Source organism: Pleomorphochaeta caudata (assembly GCF_055395745.1).
The window spans coordinates 854339-869488 of sequence record NZ_AP042458.1 but is presented as its reverse complement, the minus strand read 5'-3'; the positions used below and the strand labels follow the sequence as shown (position 1 = coordinate 869488).

Annotated in this window: 16 protein-coding genes and 2 tRNA genes; 4 read left to right on the top strand and 14 right to left on the bottom strand. The window is 28.3% G+C overall.

Annotated features, from left to right (window positions below):
• Window positions 1-3 precede the first annotated feature (3 nt).
• The 8 genes from ACZ5RS_RS04045 to ACZ5RS_RS04010 form a co-directional block, all read right to left on the bottom strand.
• Window positions 4-399, bottom strand: coding sequence for a hypothetical protein (locus tag ACZ5RS_RS04045; protein WP_464637707.1), 396 nt, complete (start codon window positions 397-399; stop codon window positions 4-6).
• Window positions 389-1198, bottom strand: coding sequence for a diadenylate cyclase CdaA (cdaA, locus tag ACZ5RS_RS04040; protein WP_464637705.1), 810 nt, complete (start codon window positions 1196-1198; stop codon window positions 389-391). Before cdaA ends, ACZ5RS_RS04045 begins: the two co-directional genes overlap by 11 nt.
• Before the next feature lie 19 nt (window positions 1199-1217).
• On the bottom strand, window positions 1218-2732 hold the full coding sequence (glpK, locus tag ACZ5RS_RS04035; RefSeq protein ID WP_464637703.1) for a glycerol kinase GlpK: 1515 nt from the start codon (window positions 2730-2732) through the stop codon (window positions 1218-1220).
• A 71-nt stretch (window positions 2733-2803) separates the two neighbouring features.
• A complete protein-coding gene (locus ACZ5RS_RS04030; protein WP_464637701.1) occupies window positions 2804-3778 on the bottom strand; it encodes a Gfo/Idh/MocA family protein in 975 nt (324 codons plus the stop codon).
• Between the two features lie 140 nt (window positions 3779-3918).
• Window positions 3919-4854 (bottom strand): glycerophosphodiester phosphodiesterase, encoded by a 936-nt coding sequence (locus tag ACZ5RS_RS04025; RefSeq protein WP_464637699.1) that lies wholly within the window; start codon window positions 4852-4854, stop codon window positions 3919-3921.
• A gap of 10 nt (window positions 4855-4864) precedes the next feature.
• Complete coding sequence (locus ACZ5RS_RS04020) at window positions 4865-6160, bottom strand: TRAP transporter large permease (protein ID WP_464637697.1); 1296 nt, start codon at window positions 6158-6160, stop codon at window positions 4865-4867.
• Entirely contained in the window at window positions 6160-6651 is a 492-nt protein-coding gene (locus tag ACZ5RS_RS04015; RefSeq protein ID WP_464637695.1) for a TRAP transporter small permease, read from the bottom strand. Before ACZ5RS_RS04015 ends, ACZ5RS_RS04020 begins: the two co-directional genes overlap by 1 nt.
• Before the next feature lie 63 nt (window positions 6652-6714).
• Window positions 6715-7731 carry a C4-dicarboxylate TRAP transporter substrate-binding protein gene (locus ACZ5RS_RS04010; protein WP_464637693.1) on the bottom strand — a complete coding sequence of 339 codons (1017 nt, stop codon included), beginning with the start codon at window positions 7729-7731 and terminating at the stop codon, window positions 6715-6717.
• A 313-nt stretch (window positions 7732-8044) separates the two neighbouring features.
• On the opposite strand from ACZ5RS_RS04010, the gene ACZ5RS_RS04005 reads away from it, so the two are divergent.
• Both ACZ5RS_RS04005 and ACZ5RS_RS04000 read left to right on the top strand, forming a co-directional pair.
• Window positions 8045-8599 (top strand): lipocalin family protein, encoded by a 555-nt coding sequence (locus tag ACZ5RS_RS04005; RefSeq protein WP_464637691.1) that lies wholly within the window; start codon window positions 8045-8047, stop codon window positions 8597-8599.
• 140 nt (window positions 8600-8739) lie between these two features.
• Window positions 8740-9795 (top strand): LacI family DNA-binding transcriptional regulator, encoded by a 1056-nt coding sequence (locus ACZ5RS_RS04000; protein ID WP_464637689.1) that lies wholly within the window; start codon window positions 8740-8742, stop codon window positions 9793-9795.
• A 46-nt stretch (window positions 9796-9841) separates the two neighbouring features.
• Here ACZ5RS_RS04000 and ACZ5RS_RS03995 read toward each other — a convergent pair whose 3' ends face one another.
• Both ACZ5RS_RS03995 and ACZ5RS_RS03990 read right to left on the bottom strand, forming a co-directional pair.
• Entirely contained in the window at window positions 9842-11179 is a 1338-nt protein-coding gene (locus ACZ5RS_RS03995) for an MATE family efflux transporter (RefSeq protein ID WP_464637687.1), read from the bottom strand.
• Window positions 11172-11630, bottom strand: coding sequence for a MarR family transcriptional regulator (locus tag ACZ5RS_RS03990; protein WP_464637685.1), 459 nt, complete (start codon window positions 11628-11630; stop codon window positions 11172-11174). Before ACZ5RS_RS03990 ends, ACZ5RS_RS03995 begins: the two co-directional genes overlap by 8 nt.
• Before the next feature lie 141 nt (window positions 11631-11771).
• On the opposite strand from ACZ5RS_RS03990, the gene ACZ5RS_RS03985 reads away from it, so the two are divergent.
• Both ACZ5RS_RS03985 and ACZ5RS_RS03980 read left to right on the top strand, forming a co-directional pair.
• Window positions 11772-12185 (top strand): NifB/NifX family molybdenum-iron cluster-binding protein, encoded by a 414-nt coding sequence (locus ACZ5RS_RS03985; RefSeq protein ID WP_464637683.1) that lies wholly within the window; start codon window positions 11772-11774, stop codon window positions 12183-12185.
• Between the two features lie 89 nt (window positions 12186-12274).
• Window positions 12275-12631, top strand: coding sequence for a DUF134 domain-containing protein (locus tag ACZ5RS_RS03980; RefSeq protein WP_464637681.1), 357 nt, complete (start codon window positions 12275-12277; stop codon window positions 12629-12631).
• 888 nt (window positions 12632-13519) lie between these two features.
• Here the strand turns inward: ACZ5RS_RS03980 and ACZ5RS_RS03975 are convergent.
• The 4 genes from ACZ5RS_RS03975 to ACZ5RS_RS03960 all read right to left on the bottom strand — a co-directional run bounded on the left by ACZ5RS_RS03975 (window position 13520) and on the right by ACZ5RS_RS03960 (window position 15047).
• On the bottom strand, window positions 13520-13999 hold the full coding sequence (locus ACZ5RS_RS03975; RefSeq protein WP_464637679.1) for a hypothetical protein: 480 nt from the start codon (window positions 13997-13999) through the stop codon (window positions 13520-13522).
• Window positions 14000-14228: 229 nt separating this feature from the next.
• Entirely contained in the window at window positions 14229-14723 is a 495-nt protein-coding gene (locus ACZ5RS_RS03970; protein WP_464637677.1) for a hypothetical protein, read from the bottom strand.
• Window positions 14724-14894: 171 nt separating this feature from the next.
• A tRNA-Glu gene (locus ACZ5RS_RS03965) sits at window positions 14895-14966 on the bottom strand.
• A gap of 8 nt (window positions 14967-14974) precedes the next feature.
• Window positions 14975-15047, bottom strand: a tRNA-Lys gene (locus ACZ5RS_RS03960).
• Window positions 15048-15150: the final 103 nt, after the last annotated feature.

Genomic DNA, 15150 nt, shown 5'->3' with positions numbered 1-15150 from the left:
TTCTTAATCCTTTTTTTTAAAAGAAATTTTTACTATTGATGGATTTGCAACTAAACTTATATTCCCTTTTGAAAACATTCTTTCATCATATTTCAATTCAACATTTGCATTTGAAATTCCATCTTTATTTACAAATGAAAAATCACTAACAGCTACAACTAAATTAGGATCAATTAGATAAATGATATCATTATTCCCATTAATTTCTAGTTCAATCGAAGTAGGAATTAAACTCTCTGCTTCATAATCTGATGGAAGTATAACTTCAAGAGGAACTGTTACAACTCTACTTGAGTTTTGATAAAAGGAATAAAAGAAAAAAACACAAAGAGCTAAAATTAGACTTACTAATTTCACTTTCCAATTGTCTAATAAATATAAAGAAATTTTATTTTTCATCTTCTTTTATATCCTCTTCTTCTTCCAAAATATCTTTATTACTAAACCAAGTTAATAATACTCTTTTTATGTTATCAACTTCTAAATCATAAAATAATCTAGCATTATAAGCTAAAGTTATAGTACCCGTTTCTTCTGATACAACAATTACAATAGAATCAGTCTCTTCACTAATACCTAATGCAGCTCTATGTCTGGTACCAAAAGTCTTTTTTATATCTGTTTGCTCACTTAGGGGCAAATAACATCCAGCAGCTTTGATTTTCCCATCTTGGATTACCATAGCACCATCATGCAAAGGCGTATCGTGATCAAAAACTGTTAAAATTAGCTGCATGGATAAATCAGCATTTAATGTTGTTCCAGAACTTATAACAGAATTTAAACTATCACGACGTGAAAACACTAAAAGTGCTCCACGCCTTTTATTCTGTAATACAGAACAAGCATTCAATGCTATGTCTATTTGATCTGAATAGTTGTTTATTGAACTTAATTTTAATCTTGTTTTGCCTAAACCTTCAGTTAAGAAAGATCTTCTAAGTTCTGCCTGAAAAATAATACAGAGGAAAACAACATACGGTATAGCTAGAATATTAAATATTTTTACTAATATATCCAATTTTAAAATAAAACTAATTGCATAAATTGTGATTGCGTAAAAAATCATTTTTAGCATTCTTTGTATTTTAGTTCTATCTAAAGCCATATAAAATTGATAAAAAGCCCAAGTCATTAAACCAATTTGTAAAACGGCTTTTAATATATCAATTATCTGTATGTTTGCTAATTCACCCATATTATTCCTCTAAAATAGCTTACAAGCAACCTTCATCATCTGTAGTCCAATTTAATGTCTTTGAAACAGCCTTTTTCCATTTTTTCAATTTAGCTTCTCTTTTTTCTAAAGACATATTTGGTTCCCATCTATTTTTCTCTTGCCATTGTTTTGATAAATCATCTAAACAAGAAAAAATACCAACACTTATTCCTGCTGCATATGCTGCACCTAAAGCTGTAGTTTCAACAACTTTTGGTCTAATTACAGGGATTCCTAACAAATCTGCTTGGAATTGCATCAAAGGATTACTATTAGTTAAACCACCATCAACTTTCAACTCTTTCATCTTTATTGATGAATCTTTTTCCATGGTTTGGAAAATATCATAAGCTTGGAAAGCTGTTGAATTTAATATAGCTCTACAAAGATGTGCTCTTGTAGCAAACCCAGTTAAACCAGCTATAACCCCTCTTGCATCACTTCTCCAATATGGAGCAAAAAGTCCACTAAAAGCTGGAACAATATATACACCACCACAATCTTCAACACTAGCGGCTAATTCATCTAATTCTTTCGGATTAGAAATAATCTCTAAGTTATCTCTAGCCCATTGGACTAAACTACCTGCAACAGCAATTGATCCTTCAAGGGCATATTTTGGCTTATCAGTACCAATTTGATAAGCAACTGTAGTTAATAGGCCATTATCTGAAATATATGCCTTTTCTCCAGTATTTACTAATAAAAAACAACCTGTTCCATAAGTACTTTTACCAAGACCTTGAGTAAAACAAGCTTGTCCAAATAAAGCTGCTTGTTGATCTCCTAAAATACCACATACAGGAACTTCAGCTTCTAAGGCTCCATTTAAAACAGTATTACCATAAACAACACCGGCAGAAGGAACAATTTTTGGCAAGGCCTTTTTAGGTACATTAAAAGCTTCTAATAGTTCATCGTCCCATTCTAATGTTTCAATATTCATTAAAACATATCTTGATGCATTAGTAACATCAGTTACCAAAACTTTTCCACCAGTTAATTTCCAAGTGAGCCAAGTATCAATTGTTCCAAAAACAGCATCACCTGTTTCACAAGCTTCTCTTAATCCTTCAACATTATCAAGAAGCCATACTATTTTACTTACAGAAAAATAAGGACTTAATCTTAATCCAGATTTTTTAGCAAGCCAATTAGCATCTATTTTATTTTCTAAGCTATCAATATAATCTGAACCTCTTAAGTCCTGCCATACTATCGCATTATACCAAAGCTTTCCAGTCTTTGGATTCCAAGCTATAACAGTTTCTCTTTGGTTTGTTATACCAATACCTTTAATTTCTGATCCTTTTAAGTTAGCTTTTTTCAAAGCTTCTCTAATACAAATTTCACTATTTTCCCAAATCTCAAGAGGATTATGTTCAACCCAACCTGGTTTTGGGAAAATCTGTTTATGCTCTACTTGATGAGTAGATACAATTTCTCCTTTTTCATCAAATATGATAAATCTTGTCGAAGTAGTCCCTTGGTCAAGGGATCCTATATATTGCATTATATACCTCCTATATTATTTTATATAATTATAAAGCAAATATCCTTCTTTTTCAAAAATAAAATGATAAATTATTCTTCCCAAGGGAATACAATATCCCAGCTATTTCTTAACTGATCCATTATCTCCATCATTCTTAAAGTTTCACTATGTGGCATTTGTTTTGGTTCAAGCAAACCTTCCTCCATTGCTTCAAAACAAGCACTAACTTGATATTCATATCCTGTGATTTGTTCAGGAGGTATAATCTCTTCTACTAGTTCTCCAACTTCATCATAAATACTAATCTTTTCTGGATTATTAATATTTTCTATCTCTAGATAACCTTTTGAACCATAAATTGTTCCTCTTCTACTTAATCTAGAATAAACACTAGTATTGAATGTAGCTAAAATACCATTATCATATACAAAATTAACATTTTCGATTCCATCTACTCCTGATGTCATCTTTATTACTGTTGAATTAATTTTTTGAATATCTGACCCCAAGAACATACAAGTAAAATTGATTGGATATACTGTTAAATCCAATAAAGCTCCACCAGCTAATTCTTTCTTATAAATTCTTTCTTTATCTGCAACATTATAACCTAAATTAGATTCGACAAGGCTAATATTTCCAATTCGTCCACTTTCTAGTAATTGTTCAATTATATATCTAGATGGTTGATATCTTGTCCAAATTGCTTCAGCTAAAAAGACTTTTTTCTCATGCGCTAAATTAATTATTCTTTTTGCTTCTTCCAAGTTTGATGTAAAAGACTTCTCACATAGAATAGGTTTATTATGATTAATAGCTAATTCCATCAATTTTGCATGATTTGAATGAGGAACAGCAATATAAACCAAATCTACTTTTTTATCTTTTAACAAATCTTCATAAGAACCATATGAAACTTCAGCTGAATACTCATCTTTAAAAGCTTGTGCTTTTTCTAAAGATCTTGATGCTACTGCATATAAATTCACATCATCCATACCTGAAACTGTTGTTGCCATCATTTTTGCAATTTTACCTAATCCTAAAATCCCAATATTTTTCATCATTTCTCCTTAAATATCTCTAATATCTAAATTATATCGTAAAAAGAGCTAATTGTAACGGGTCAAATACAATTTATTAGAGCAATAAAAACCTCCTAACAAAAAAAGTTAGGAGGAATCGTGGAGTGTATAAAAAAAAGTTATTTGTTTTCTAAATAATAATTTTTTGTTTGCATGTAATAATCGGTAAAAATTCCATCTGGTTTTAATATTTTCAACCTATCAATATCTGCTTTTTCATTCACAGTAAACAAAAATACTTTCAATCCATTTTTATGAACTTCTTCTATAAAAGCTTTATCAACGGTTTTGTACCATAGATTTAAGGATACAGCATTTTTCTCTAAAGCAGTTTGTATTAGTTTTTGTGTATAGTATTTACCATTTAAAGCATTATGAATTTCTGCTATCAATATCTTTAAATCATTTTCATCTTTAACTTCATTTTCAACAACTTGTTTTGAAGTTTCAAAATCATCAGAAATTGGTAACATATAATCTTCTTCACCATAGGAAAAAATCTTTGAAAAGATTTCTTCATTACTATTTAATAATGGTAATAATTGTTTTCTTCTGATAGAGCCTTCTAATAAAGCTATATTAATTTGAGGACAAATTGTTCTAATTAAATCTAATTCAACCCAATTAAAGGAACTAATTAAAAAATCATCATTTTGTAAAAAGCCTTCATCAATATATTTTTTAATTATATTTCCACTTATAAGTCCAGTATTATCACCTTTTAATTCTAAATGCATTACTACTCTTTTTTCTTTTGGATATGAAGATACCAAATCTAAAACTTCTTCTAAAGTTGGGATTTCATCTTTACCATTTTCTATTTTCCCTGCATTTAATTCTTTTATCTCTTTCAAAGTTTTTGTTGATACTAACCCAGTACCATTAGAAACTTTTGTTAAATTTAAATTATGAACAACAACCAATTTTTTATCTTTTGTTAGTTGTACATCAAACTCGAAAGCTTTTGCACCTTCTTCAATTACTTTTTTATAACTTCGTATAGTATTTTGATTATAACCTTTATAGCTACAACCTCTGTGTCCAATTATTAGCATTTTTACTCTCCTATGCTACACCATAAATTAAATTTGGAAGTGCTAAAGTAATAAACGGTAGATATGTAATTAGTGCTAGAGAAATTAATAATGCTACTATAAATGCAATAGCCTCTTTTGTAAAATCTTGTAAAGAACAACCTGTTATAGAGCAACAAGTGAACATCATTGAGCCAAATGGAGGAGTTAAACCACCAATCATGATATTTACAATACAAATTAAACCAAAGTGAATTACATCCACTCCAAGAGATGTTGCAACAGGAACCAACAATGGAGCTAATATAATAATTGCGGCACCACCCTCAATAAACATTCCTATTACCAATAATAATAAATTGAATAGTAATAACATTAAATATTTATTAGTTGTTACACTCAATAAGAAGCTTGTAATTAATTGAGGTATTCTTTCCCAGTTTAAATAATAACCAAAAACATTAGCTGCAATAATTATTAATACAACTGAACTAGTTCCATAAATAGTTTCTTTCATAATTGGGAAAAAATATTCTTTTTTCAATTCTTTATATACGAATTTACCAATAATAATACAATATAAAACAGCTACAGCCCCAGCTTCAGATGGAGTGAATAGACCAACTCTTAAACCTAAAATTATTCCAAAAGGAAATAATAAAGCCCAAATTGAATCTATAGCTTGAACAAATATTTCTTTTCCTGATGCTCTTTTCTCTCTTACAGCAACATATTTTCTTTTTTTAGAAATTAAATGAACAGTTACCATCAAGGCAAAAGTCATTAATAACCCTGGAAGATATCCAGCAGCAAACATTCTACCTACTGAACAACTTGCAATTAAAGCATAAATAATTAAATTTATACCTGGAGGAATTACTGGAGTAACTGCTGAGGATGCTGCAGTTATAGCAGTAGAAAAGGCTTTATCATAACCTCTTTTTTCCATTTCTGGAACTAACATTTTACTTTCCATTGCTGCATCTGCATTAGCAGATCCTGATACACCACCCATTAACATGCTTAACAATACATTTGCTTGAGCTAAACCACCAGGAAGATGACCTGTTAAAACATCAGCAAATTGCATAAGTTTTTTACTAATTCCACTATAGTTCATAATTGAACCAGCCATTACAAAGAAAGGGATAGCAAGTAAAGGAAAGGATTGAGTACTTGTAACAAATTTTTGTAATAATAATGCTACAGGGGAGGTATTATCAATAACTCCAAAATAGAAGAGTGTTGAACCTAATAGAGCAAAAGAGATTGGTATGCTTGAAAAATATAATATAAAAACTAAAATTACTGGAAGAAAAGCTAACATTAAACCTCTCCTTTTCTATCATTCTTTAAATCAATGATATCTTTATATAAAAATACCAATGTATAAAATGTCATTAATATAAAACTTACTAATATAGAAGAACTAATAAAAGCAGAAGAAACTCCTAACACTGGGGTTGGTTTTCTTGCTGAAACTCTTATATATTCAATTGCTATAAAACTAATTGATGAATTGATTATTAATAAAATTAAATTAATAACTAAATTTATTTTATCTTGAATTGGTTTTGAGAATTTTTTTACAAGCATATCTACACCTACATGCATATGCTTTTTATAACAGGCAGCTGCTCCTAAAAAAACACTCCAAACAAAACATCCTGTAGCTACTTCCTCTGTCCAAACAATACCCATATTTAAGAAATATCTAAGAAAAACATTTAACAAAACTAAAGATGTAGTAATTATTAAAAAGAATCCTGAACCGATTTCTTCAAAATTATTTATGATATTCTTAAAACTAATTTTCATAAATCACTCCTTTAAGATTAAACAGGCTGTATAAATACAGCCTGACTAATTAATAAAACTTAATTATTTAGGCATTTTAGCTAATTCAGCTTTGAATGTATCTAAAATACCAGGAGTTACACCTTTCATATTATCATAAACTGGAGCAACTGCTTCAACGAAAGCGTCATGATCTACTTCATTAAATTTGATACCTTCTGATTCTAATTTTTCTTTTGCACTATTATAGTTCTTAGAAATTTCAGAAATCATTTGTTGTGCACCTTTAGTAAATTCTTCTTCAATAATTGTTTGATATTTTTCAGGGATGCTATTAAATAAATCTGCATTAATATAAACACCACATGTACCTAAGAAGTGATTTGTTAATGCCATATTCTTAGCAACTTCTGAACTACCGTTTGTTCCATAAGCATCCATAGTTCCTTCTAATCCATCAACAACACCTTGTTGTACTGCACTGATTGTTTCAGAGAATGGTAGTGGAGTTGCTGTAGCGCCCATAGCATTAATAGTATCAATAAATAATTGACTTCCAGGGGTTCTTAATTTCATACCTTGTAAATCACTTGGTTCAACAATAACTTTGTTTGTCATTAATGATCTAAAGCCAAATATATAATCTAAAGCCAATACTTTTATTCTATATTGATCTTCTAATTCACTGAGCATTGATTTTACTAAATCTGTATTGATTAAATATTCATATTCATCAAAATTGCTATAAAGCATAGGTCCAACTAATGCATTAAAATCTGGTACATAGTCACCTAAATATGATGGATCTTCAACTGAAATAAACTTTGCACCTAAAGCAACTTGTTCAACACCATCTTTGTATGTTGCTAATTGACCTTGTGGATATTGTTGAATTTCAATAGCTCCATTAGTTCTTTCTTTAATATTATCAACAACAATAGTTAATGATTTAGTTAATTGTTCATTTGGAGCAAAAACGTGACTCATTTTTAATACTAAATGATAATCATCATCACTTGTTGCTGCCTCATTTTGTCCATTTGCGAAAATTGGAGTTACTAATAGTAATGCTAAGACTACTGATAATAATACTTTCTTCATTTTCTTTTCTCCTTTTTGTTTTAAATAATAATTTTTTAAACAAATTATTAAATAAAATTTAATCAAAATTATTTAAAAAACTTAATTATTATTTCCATAAAACATAGTAAAAGCCTTTTTTTGAGTTGTCAAGTTAAATTTTTAAACGGTAAAATTCAATATTTTAAACAAATTACAATTATTTTATTTAAAAAATATAGCAAAAATTTAAACTGTATGTTTAAAAAAATGATATTTAAATTAAACAATCCTTTATTTTATTTTCTTTGCAGGAAATATACAAATATGTAATAATAGACGTAAGGAGACTAATATGAAAAAATATCATTTGAAAAAATTATTTTTACTAACTATTTGTTGTTCATTAATTATGACAAGCTGTATGACCAACAAATTTGAAAATGACCCTTTAGAAACTGTAGAATCTTTAGATTTAGAACAGTACTTGGGACGTTGGTATGAAATTGCAAGATATCAAAAAAGCTTTGAAAAAAACCTCTATGGTGTTACTGCTGAGTACTCCTTAAGAGATGATGGACAAATCCAAGTTTTAAATAGTGGATTTAAATATTCATTAGATGGAAAATATAAATCAGCAAAAGCTGTAGCATGGAGACCCGATGATTCAGTACCTGGAGCTTTAAAAGTTAAATTTTTTGGTCTTTTTACAGGTGATTATTTAGTTTTTGGACTAGATGACAATTATCAATGGGCTCTTGTTGGCGACAATAGTAGAAGTTCTCTTTGGTTCCTTTCAAGAACCCCAACTATTTCTGATGAGGTTTTAGAGCAAATGAAATCTATTGCAATTGATCAAGGATATGATTTATCAAAGTTATTTTTTGTAGATCAAAAAGCTAGAGAATAAATATATTAATTTAAGAAATCAATTTTAAACCTTAATAAATATGCTTATTTGTTAAGGTTTTTCTCTGTTTAAGCAATTGTTTAAAAAATATTGCTTAATGAAACATTCTATTATAGAATATTTTAACAGAGGAAATAATAATGAAAACAAAAAAAACAACACTTTCAGACATTGCAAAAGTAACAAATCTTTCTACAGCAAGTGTTTCAATGATTTTAAGTGGCAAAAAACTTGATCGCTTTTCAAATGAAACAATAAATTTAGTTAAAAAAACTGCTAAAGATTTATATTATACTAACAAGAAACATTCCTCCCTACTTGGAAAAACGATTCTAATTGTTTGCCCCTCTGTCTACAATCCATATTATTCAACCTTAATACAAGGGATGGAACAAAAGGCTATTGAATTAGGAATTAGAACAATTATCAAAACTACATATTGGGATTTAGCTATTGAACAAGATTGTTTAAAATTTTTTGCAAGGCCCCCTGTATCAGGAATTATTTTCTCGATGATTCCTGAAAATATTGAAAAAGTAAAAGAACTTAGTAAACAAATGCCTATTGTTGCAGTTGGAGATGAAGATAATAATTTTGATTTCGATACAGTTAATATAAACAACTTTGAAGCTGGTAAAATAATTGGACAACATTTAGTTGATTTGGGACATAAAAAAATTGCCTATATTTCTACAAGTTTAAATGAATTTCATACAGCTAGAACAAAGAGATTAGATGGGATAAAAGCCGTATTAGAAGAAAACAATTTACCTCCAATAACAATCCTAAGTCAAGACATTCTTCCTTCAGATGAAATTGCTACTGCTGATATTGAATTTAATACAGGTTATAAACTTGCAAATATTTGTATTGATCAATATAAAGGAATTACTGCAATTGTTGGAATAAACGATATGGTAGCATATGGAATCATCAATGCAATAAAGGATAAGAAACTACGAATCCCAGAAGATTATAGCGTCTGCGCTTTTGACAACATCTTCCCTTCTAAATTTAATTCAATCAAATTAACAACAATTGAGCATTCTATTTTTAGACGTGGTGTAAAAGCTATGAATCTCATGATTAGCAAGCTTACAGACCAAGAAAACAATGATGACAATTTACAAGTCACTAGAATTGATTATAAAAGCAAATTAATTAATAGAGGAACAACTTCAAAACCAAAGGAATAAAAAACGCTTAAGAATAATTCTTAAGCATTATGAAAGATATTATAAACTATTTAAGTTTTTTCAAATTTGATAAGACCCAAATAACAGTTATTATAGTCGAACTAATATCTGCAATAGGAAAAGCAAACCATACTCCTGTTAAGCCCATAAATCTTGGCAATATTAAAACAAGAGGAATTAATAAAATAAACTGTCTACTCATTCCCAATAAGATGGCAGCAAAACTATTACCTAAGGATTGAAAATATGTAGTTCCACAGGTCTGAATTCCTAAGAAAATCATTGAAGAAATGATAATTCTTAAAGCAGTAGCGCCAATTGTTAATAATTCTTCATTAGAAGTGAACATTCTTAATAATAATGTGGGAAAACTGAAAGCAATTACAGAAGCTACAAATCCCATTATTGTTGTAATTAAGGTTGCAACTTTTAATACTTCTTTTACCCTATCATTTCTCTTTGCTCCATAATTATATCCAATAATTGGTTGTAACCCTTGGTTCATCCCAAATATTGGCATTAATACCATTGTTAAGAATCTATTTACCATACCAAATGCAGCTATAGCTAAGTCACCGCCATAAATTTTAACCATGTTGTTAACAGCTAAAGCCATAACAGAAGCACCTATTTGTCTAATAAAAGTTGCAAGACCTAATAGAACAATGTCTTTGATATATTTTAATTTCAATTTAAATAGGTGTAATTTAAAATCTAAAGTAGCTTTCCTTCTTATAAAGAAAGATAGAGCATATAAAGATCCAATAATTTGTGAAATTATTGTTGCATATGCAGCACCAGCTATACCAAGTTTAAAAACAAATATAAAAATAGGATCTAAAATTATATTTAAAAAAGTTCCTAAAATCATTATATTCATAGAATACTTCGCTGAACCAACACTTCTTAGAACATTATTCGCACACATCGAAAAAGATAAAAAGGGAGCTCCAAATAATATTATATGCATATAACTTGTTGCATGGGGTAATATATCTTCAGTAGCACCTAATATCAATAAAATTCTCTTTAAAAATAATTGCCCTAATACTAAAATTAATACACCAGTAATAATTGTTAACATAAAAGCATTTGCTGCTGCGGCTTCTGCTTCTTCTTTCTTTCCTTCACCTAGTTTTCTAGAAATAATTGAAGCAACACCTACTCCATACATTAATGCAAAACTTCCAATAATTAATTGGAAAGGGAACGCTATTGTTAAGCCTCCTATAGCTAAAGCACCAACTCCATGTCCAACAAATATAGTATCTATTACATTATATAAAGCATTACTTATCATTCCAATCATAGCTGGAATTGATAATTTAAAAAGCAAAGGCGTTATTTTTTCTTTTCCCATAAATTCATGAGGATTATTAGCCATTAATTTTCTCCATTTTATCTAAATATTCATCAATAACCACTAATGATGAAGCAAAGTTCTCTTTTTCATCTACATCTAAAGCCTTTAGACTATTATTAAAAGAATTATATACTGCTCTTCTCAAGCTTTCTGACAATTCTATACCTTTATTACTCAAAGAAACAAAAATTATTCTTCTATCATTTTCATCTCTACTTCTTTCAACTAAATTCAATTTTTCTAAACTGTCTATAATATTTGTTATTGAACTCTTTACAACATTTATATGTTTTGTTAAATCGCTCATTTTCAAAACTTTAAATTTTCTTAACAACAAAATTACATGAACTTGAGTAGAATTTAAATTTAAAGCTTGGCTTTCAGAAGATTGAGCATTTTTAATAAAAAAACACATAAGTCTATTCATCTTTTCTCTACATTCTCTAAAAGATGAAAATTCATTAACTATCATTTTTTACTCCAAATTAATTCAATTTTGTACTATCCAGTTTTAAAGTAATCAACAAATAAAGTCAATAGATAAAAGTTATTGACATATGCCTAAAATAACATTAAACTTTATTTATCATAAGAATTAATAAGGAGTTTACCTATGAAAATAGCAGTAACCTATAATAATGAGTTAGTTGAACAACATTTTGGTCAAACTCAAGAATTTAAGATCTATACTATAGAAGATGGTAAAATTACAAACCAAGAAGTAAAATCTACAAACGGATATGCTCATGGTACTTTAGTAAATTTATTAGCTTTGAATAATGTCGATACTTTAATTTGTGGTGGTTTAGGTGGAGGTGCTCGTACAGCAATAGCACAAGCAGGAATCAACCTTCTACCAGGAGTTAACGGAAAAGCTGATGATGCAATTGAAGAATATTTGAAAAACAGCTTAGTTTATAATCCAGATATTTCTTGTTCAGGCAATCATCACGGTGAAGGTCACAATCATTCACATGACGGTTCTTGCGGATCTCATGATAATGGTCATACATGTAGTTCTCACTAGACTACTTTGCAATTGGAGTTCCCCATACTCCAATTGCATTTTCTTTAAAAAAGTAATAAATTAGTTATATAAATTTAACGGAGAAAAATATGCCAAGACCTAAAAAATGTAGAAGAATTTCTGGTGGAATGCCAGAATATACCCGTTTTGGACCAAAAGGGAAAAGAAATAACTCTGCAATTGTAATGACGGTTGACGAATATGAAACCTTAAGATTAATAGACTATGAAAACCTTATGCAAGAAGAAGCCGCTAAAAAACTTAATGTAGCAAGAACTACTACTCAAGCAATTTATGCAAGCGCTAGAAAAAAAGTTTCTACAGCTTTAGTAGAAGGCAAAGATATTATTATTGAAGGTGGAGATATTGAGCTTTGTCCGCCTTGTCCAAAACATCATAAAAGATGCCATCAAGGAAAATGCTTTGATGAAAATGATACAGAATAAAATACTTATCACTCAATTATAACAATACACACGAAGCAAAAAGTGTGTATTATTTTTTTTATTTAAACTAATAAAATTGAGTAAGAAATATTCTTTATTTCATATAATATGCATATATATAATTAGTTATTATATGTTCTAAAGAGAATATGAAAGAATCTTTTTTTTATTAAAGACATTTTCACATATTTTAACTTGTTATATGTAACATATATCAACTATTTTAATTCCTTTACAGAAAAGAAAATATTTATATTAAAATACTATAAAAAAATATTTTTAAGACAAAAAACTTGACTTATACAAACATATAACATATAGTTTAAGTACTTAAGCAAGCTGAGTAATATCTCTCTTAATGAAACACAAAGCGATGTTTGTTTTTCTTTATAATATATCGTTTTTTAATGATAAATTCCCCTATTTATCTTAAGATTGCTAATTATTAATCGCTTTGTATGATTTCCTATATCAGTTTTTTAAGAAAGAGCTTGCATTGATCCAATTATTATAATTGGATCATTATTTTTTTTATACATTTGTATTAAATTTATCAAATACCCTGTTTTTTATCCTTGACTTATTGATAGATTATATCTAATCTATTTATAGAAAATGAGGAAAATAACAAAAGTAAAAAAAATTTATTTTTAATACAAAACTTTTAACAAGTGTAAGGTTGTAAAACAAACACGTTTGTATGCAACTTTAATGTTTTAACTATATTCATAACTTCTTATACAATTATTTTTTTTTATATATGTTACCCTCTTTTTCATCACTCAAAAACGGCCTAACCAAACACCTATTTGGTTAGGTTTTTTTATAAAAAAATGACAGCCAAAATTAATTGGCTGCCAAGTTCTTTATAATATATTCATACCCTATTTATAGGATTGAGTATTCAATTTTTACATTACTTACATAATTACCTGCTGGAAGATCTTCATCACCATTCCAACTCATGTGGAATTTATTTACAACTAAATCATCATGCTTTCCTGCAGTTAAAGTAGTAATACTAGATACTGTTTTAACACTAGGTTTTATTTTTGAATCATAAACTTGATTACCGTTTAAAGTTGTTTTAAATGTTTCAGGAGAAACAACAACTGAAATTGCCATATCTTTATTCATATTGCTAGAAGCAAAAACTTTAAAATTCTCTGTATCCCCATCTTGAGTCAAAGGTTGTACTAAAATTTCATACTCTTGAGTTCCATCTTCGATTTTTTCACCATCATATGTTAAATAATATGATACTGGAGTTTCGGCTACAGATGTAATTAATTGAACTTGGGCAGTCTTAGCAAATACTGATACCGTTACTAATAGACTTAATATTGTTATTGTTAATAATTTTTTCATAATTTTGTTTTCCTCTTTGTTATGTCTTAACTATAATATATCTTGTAACTTATGTCAACAATTAAATATTTTTTTTATTTTTATTAAACTTATTACATATAATTACTTATAAATAAAGAAATTAACTTATAAACACATACGTAATACTTTAAAAAACACTAAAAAAAGCAAAAAAAATGCAACCAAATTAATGGTTGCAAAAAAAACTAAATATTAAAAAGAATAAAAATTATTCTATTATATAATCAACATTTACAATACTTTTATATATTCCTGCAGGTAAATTAGGCTTACCTCCAACAAATATATTAAAGCGATATACTTCTTTATCACTATTTAATCCAGCCTTAACAATTTTTCTATCTATAATTGTATTAATTACTGGTACAACACCTGAATCAAAAGGTCTATCACCATTCAAAACAGTTTTAAAAGAAGAAGGCGTTACTTTAACAGTTATACTCCTTGAAGAATTTAAATTTGAATTAACTATTATACTAAAATCAGTAATCATAGTATTTGTAGTTAAGGGATTTATCTCATCAATGGTATAAGTCGAGTCATCTTCTATCAAAATCAATCCACCATCTGTCTTTCTATATAAATCATAAGTTAATGGTTTTTCTACAATTTTGCTTTTTAGATCAATATCTGCGCTGCTAGAAAAAATAGGTAATATATTTAATCCTAATAAAAGCAAAACTAAAATTGTTTTTCTTTTCATAGCAATTAAATAATATATTAACTTGCAACTTATGTCAACAATTTATTCTAATAAAAAAATATTATAAAAAATAGTTTATTATTTTATTATAATACAAGGAGATAACTTATAACATATATATTATAAAATTATACATTTGGGCATAAAAAAACCAGTTCTAAGAACTGGTTACATCTCCTACGAGAGTCGAACTCGTGTTGCCGGGATGAAAACCCGGTGTCCTAACCACTAGACGAAGGAGACATTTTATTTGAGCTGCAAAGGATTTGAACCTTTGACCCACGCCTTAAAAGGGCGTTGCTCTACCAACTGAGCTAGCAGCCCAAGCAACGAATTGGAATATACCAAGAATTTGCGCACTAATCAACCACTTTTCTAAAAATAACTGAATTTTTTTTATATTTTTTTTCTCAAAAATTATATACTC

Excerpts from the sequence above, each read along its gene's own strand:
- ACZ5RS_RS03985 (WP_464637683.1), top strand. The coding sequence starts at position 11,772 with ATGAAAATAGCAGTAACCTATAATAATGAGTTAGTTGAACAACATTTT.
- ACZ5RS_RS04010 (WP_464637693.1), bottom strand. The coding sequence starts at position 7,731 with ATGAAGAAAGTATTATTATCAGTAGTCTTAGCATTACTATTAGTAACT.
- ACZ5RS_RS03990 (WP_464637685.1), bottom strand. The coding sequence starts at position 11,630 with ATGATAGTTAATGAATTTTCATCTTTTAGAGAATGTAGAGAAAAGATG.
- ACZ5RS_RS04005 (WP_464637691.1), top strand. The coding sequence starts at position 8,045 with ATGAAAAAATATCATTTGAAAAAATTATTTTTACTAACTATTTGTTGT.
- ACZ5RS_RS04045 (WP_464637707.1), bottom strand. The coding sequence starts at position 399 with ATGAAAAATAAAATTTCTTTATATTTATTAGACAATTGGAAAGTGAAA.
- ACZ5RS_RS04025 (WP_464637699.1), bottom strand. The coding sequence starts at position 4,854 with ATGCTAATAATTGGACACAGAGGTTGTAGCTATAAAGGTTATAATCAA.
- ACZ5RS_RS03970 (WP_464637677.1), bottom strand. The coding sequence starts at position 14,723 with ATGAAAAGAAAAACAATTTTAGTTTTGCTTTTATTAGGATTAAATATA.
- ACZ5RS_RS04000 (WP_464637689.1), top strand. The coding sequence starts at position 8,740 with ATGAAAACAAAAAAAACAACACTTTCAGACATTGCAAAAGTAACAAAT.
- ACZ5RS_RS04015 (WP_464637695.1), bottom strand. The coding sequence starts at position 6,651 with ATGAAAATTAGTTTTAAGAATATCATAAATAATTTTGAAGAAATCGGT.
- ACZ5RS_RS04030 (WP_464637701.1), bottom strand. The coding sequence starts at position 3,778 with ATGAAAAATATTGGGATTTTAGGATTAGGTAAAATTGCAAAAATGATG.
- cdaA (WP_464637705.1), bottom strand. The coding sequence starts at position 1,198 with ATGGGTGAATTAGCAAACATACAGATAATTGATATATTAAAAGCCGTT.
- glpK (WP_464637703.1), bottom strand. The coding sequence starts at position 2,732 with ATGCAATATATAGGATCCCTTGACCAAGGGACTACTTCGACAAGATTT.
- ACZ5RS_RS03980 (WP_464637681.1), top strand. The coding sequence starts at position 12,275 with ATGCCAAGACCTAAAAAATGTAGAAGAATTTCTGGTGGAATGCCAGAA.
- ACZ5RS_RS04020 (WP_464637697.1), bottom strand. The coding sequence starts at position 6,160 with ATGTTAGCTTTTCTTCCAGTAATTTTAGTTTTTATATTATATTTTTCA.
- ACZ5RS_RS03975 (WP_464637679.1), bottom strand. The coding sequence starts at position 13,999 with ATGAAAAAATTATTAACAATAACAATATTAAGTCTATTAGTAACGGTA.
- ACZ5RS_RS03995 (WP_464637687.1), bottom strand. The coding sequence starts at position 11,179 with ATGGCTAATAATCCTCATGAATTTATGGGAAAAGAAAAAATAACGCCT.